Raw genomic sequence first — 3,603 nt, 5'->3', positions numbered from 1 at the left:
GGACTACATCCTGTCGCTGCGCGAAGAGCCGAGGGGGCGCGGCCTGCCGCCGGCGACGCTCCGGATCAACCCCGAGGGCGGCTATGCCGTGGGTATCCACATCACTCCGCTTGGTATCAGCGCCGCCTTGATCAATCTGAGCGGCGACGTGATCGAGAGCATCTACCGCGAAGCGCCGAACGCGACGCCGGACCGCGCCTTCGAGTTGATCGGGGCGATGGTGGTGGAATTGACCCGGCTGCGGGCTGGCGGACGGGTGCTGGGGGTCGGCATGGCCCTGCCCGGCCCATTCGACGTGGAGTCCATGAGTTTCGTGGGGCCGACCACCATGACCGGCTGGAAGGATGTCGCGCTGCGCGAACGGCTGGCGGCCTCCACCGGATTGCCGGCCTTCTTTGAAACCGATATGGCCGCGGCCGCCATGGGCGAGCGCCTTTATGGCCTCGGCGCCCAGTTTTCCGAATATTACTATCTCTATTTCGGCGTCGGCCTTGGCGGCGTCATGGTTCATGACGGCAGCGCCTTGCGCGGCGCCTGGGGAAATGCCGGCGAGATCGGACACATTCCCGTCATTCCCGGCGGCGAGGCCTGCCCGTGCGGCAACAGCGGCTGCCTCGAAAGATATTTGTCGCTCGAGGCGCTCCGGCGCTGGAACGGCAGCGAGGCCGACTGGGTGGCCGAAGTCGCACCGATCTTTCACAACGCCGTCGCCGTCATCGAGAACCTGTTCGACCCGGAGACGGTCATCCTCGGCGGGCTGGCATCCACCGACCTGCTCGAAATGCTGGCTGGTTCGGCCGCAGGCCTGCACAACTCCGTCTCGGCCCGCAAGGACCGCACGACGCCCAGGGTCGTGGTCGCGCGCGGCGGACAGCATTCCGTGCTGCGCGGCGCCGCCGCCCTGGCGGTTTCCGGGGTTCTGTCACCTCGCTTCGGGCAGATGTTCGCGGCCGAACGCGAACGCGAGCGCGACCTTCTCAAAGGCAGGGAGATTGCGGCATGAGTGAACCCCTGCTGGTGCTCGACAACGTCACCAAGAACTATGGCGCGATCGAAGCGCTCAAGGGGATCAGCTTCTCGATCGACAAGGGCGAGGTCGTGGCGCTGCTGGGCGACAACGGCGCCGGCAAATCGACACTGGTGAAGATCATATCAGGCGGACTGGAGCCGACATCGGGCCGCATGCTGTTCGAGGGCAAGGAATTCCTCGCCAAATCACCGGCCGAGGCCAAGGCGGCCGGCATCGAGACCGTCTACCAGGATCTCTCGCTGTGCACCAACGTCGACGTGGTCGCCAATTTCTTCATGGGCCGCGAGATCACCCGCAAGTTTCTCGGCATTCCCGTGCTTGACGAGCGCGCCATGGAAGCCGTCGTCGGAAAGGCGCTGGCCAATGCCGGCACCCGCATTCCCTCGCTGCGCGCCAATGTCGAGCATCTTTCGGGCGGCCAGCGGCAAGCCATCGAACTCAACCGCTTCGTGCACTGGGGCGGCAAGCTGGTGCTGCTCGACGAACCATTCGCCGCCCTCGGTGTCGAACAGACGCGGCGCGGTCTCGACATGATCCGCCAGGTGGCCAACCAGGGCATCGGCGTCGTCATCATCACCCATATCATGCAGCAGGCTTTTCAGGTCGCCGACCGGATCGTGGTGATCCGCCAGGGCGTCGTGGCCGGCGATGTCGCACGCAATAAAACAAGTCCCGACGCGGTGATCAACATGATCACCGGTGAGACGCTTGCCGGTGCCGGACCGACAGGCTGAGGGACAAAAGAGGGGTCCGGCTTAAGAGGAGCGAACGACATGAAGCGAATACTTCTTGCTGTCTTCGGTATCCTTGCACTGGCCTTTGCCACGCTCACGCCGGCATTCGCCCAGTCCAAGGGTATCGTCTACTATATGGTGCCGACCCTGCTGGACGAGTTCCAGACCGGCTCGGTGAGCGCGCTGGAACTGTTCCTGAAGCAGACCGGCTACGAGATGAAGACGCTGAACGCCGACAACAAGACCGACGCCCAGCAATCGCAGATGAACGATGTCATCGCGCTGAAGCCGGCGGCCATCATCCTGGCTGCAGTCGACTTCAATGCGCTGAAACCGTCCATCGAAGCCGCGCGCGCCGCCGGCATCCCGGTGGTCGAGTTCGACCGCCAGATCACCTCGACCCCGTCCGACTTCACCTCTGTCGCCGGAACGGTCGAGATCGGCTACGTCGCCGCGGATCAGGCCGAGAAGCTGCTGAAAGCCAAGAACGGCTCGGTGAAGGGCAAGGTTCTGCAGGTGCTCGGCGACCCCGGCGATCCCTACACGCTCGACATCCAGAAGGGTTTTGAGGAGAAGATGAAGGCATTTCCGGACGTCAAGATCATCTCGCTTCCGGCCATGCAATGGGAAGCCAGCAATGCCGGCACAATCGTTGCCGACCAGATGCTGGCCAACCCCGACATCGACCTGATCTTCAGCCATGCCGCGCACCTATCGGTCGCCGCCGTCGCCTCGCTCGAGGCGGCCGGCAAGAAGCCGGGCGACGTCATGCTGATGAGCTCGAACGGCGCTCCGGTCGGCCTCGACCTGATCCGCAAGGGCTGGCTCAACGCCGAAATCGAGCAGCCGCTTTACGCGCAGGCCGCGGCTGTCGCCATGTTCATGGACAAGATCGTCAAGAAGCAGGAAATCAAGCCCGGCGAATACGACGTGCTCGGCCTGAAATCGACCGTGACCAAGGAAGCCTGGGGTCCGAACATCAAGATCCCCGGTGCAGCGATCACCAAGGAAAACGTCGATAATCCGGCCTTCTGGGGCAACCAGAAGCCGCCGACGGACACCGTCAAGTCGGTCGAATAGTCATCTGAAAGCGCTCCGGGCCGTAGCGGCCCGGAGCCTGCCTTTCACACCGCCGCGTCCGAAAGGATGCCGTGGCGAATTTGAATCCGCGCCTGAACCCGACGAAATCGAGTTGATTTCGCGGGGGCGCCAACCGGATCAACCCATGAACCCGCGCACACGCAAAGCCCTGGAGTTCGTACTCGACAACCTCGTCTGGTTCATGCTGCTGTTCGTGCTGGTGGTCTTCTCCATCTTCGTCCCGAACTACTTTCAGCTCGGCATCTTCGCCAATATCATCGAGGCTTCGAGCGTGCTCGGCGTCATGTCGATCGGCCTGGCGCTGGTGATCATCGCCGGTCACATGGATCTGTCGGTCGAATCCGTCGCAGCGCTCAGCGCCATGGCGGTCGGCATCCTGTTTTGCTCGTCGGGCATCGGCATGGGCGTGCAGCTGCATCCCGAGTGGCTGATGGTTCCGGTTTCGCTGCTGCTGGCGCTGGCAGTCGGGGGTCTCATCGGCGCCTTCAACGGCTATCTGGTGGTCAAGGTGAAGATGAGCGCCTTCATCATCACGCTGGCGTCCTACATCTGGGTGCGCGGCCTCGTGTTGGTCGTGTCGGGCGGCCGCTCGGCGCAGGACCTGGCGCCGGCCATCCGCTGGTTCGGCATCCAGCGCCTTGTCGGCCTGCCGCTCACCGCCTGGATCGCGGTTGGCTGTTTCGTGGTCTTTTCGCTGATCATGGCCAAGACGCCGCTCGGCCGGCATCTGGTGATGAT

The 3,603-nt window shown here is 63.7% G+C and carries 4 protein-coding genes; all 4 read left to right on the top strand.

Annotation, left to right across the window (positions count from 1 at the left end; genetic code table 11):
- A partial coding sequence (locus tag EN949_RS33760; RefSeq protein WP_164782635.1) for an ROK family protein occupies window positions 1–1,003 on the top strand: 1,003 nt, incomplete at its 5' end.
- Window positions 1,000–1,764: an ATP-binding cassette domain-containing protein gene (locus tag EN949_RS33755; protein WP_063167797.1), complete on the top strand. Its 765-nt coding sequence runs from the start codon at window positions 1,000–1,002 to the stop codon at window positions 1,762–1,764. The genes EN949_RS33760 and EN949_RS33755, both read left to right, overlap by 4 nt.
- A gap of 39 nt (window positions 1,765–1,803) precedes the next feature.
- On the top strand, window positions 1,804–2,844 hold the full coding sequence (locus EN949_RS33750) for a sugar ABC transporter substrate-binding protein (protein WP_013532176.1): 1,041 nt from the start codon (window positions 1,804–1,806) through the stop codon (window positions 2,842–2,844).
- 145 nt (window positions 2,845–2,989) lie between these two features.
- The coding region (locus tag EN949_RS33745; RefSeq protein WP_164782634.1) for an ABC transporter permease at window positions 2,990–3,603 on the top strand (614 nt) is incomplete at its 3' end.

The organism is Mesorhizobium sp. M7A.F.Ca.US.007.01.2.1 (assembly GCF_003998165.1).
Lineage (GTDB): Bacteria > Pseudomonadota > Alphaproteobacteria > Rhizobiales > Rhizobiaceae > Mesorhizobium > Mesorhizobium ciceri.
The sequence above is the reverse complement of the archived record's forward strand: the minus strand, read 5'-3'. Positions and strand labels throughout refer to the sequence as shown.

What these genes read in the sequence shown, in the direction of transcription:
- EN949_RS33755 (WP_063167797.1), top strand. Translation starts at nt 1,000, where the DNA reads ATGAGTGAACCCCTGCTGGTGCTCGACAACGTCACCAAGAACTATGGC.
- EN949_RS33750 (WP_013532176.1), top strand. Translation starts at nt 1,804, where the DNA reads ATGAAGCGAATACTTCTTGCTGTCTTCGGTATCCTTGCACTGGCCTTT.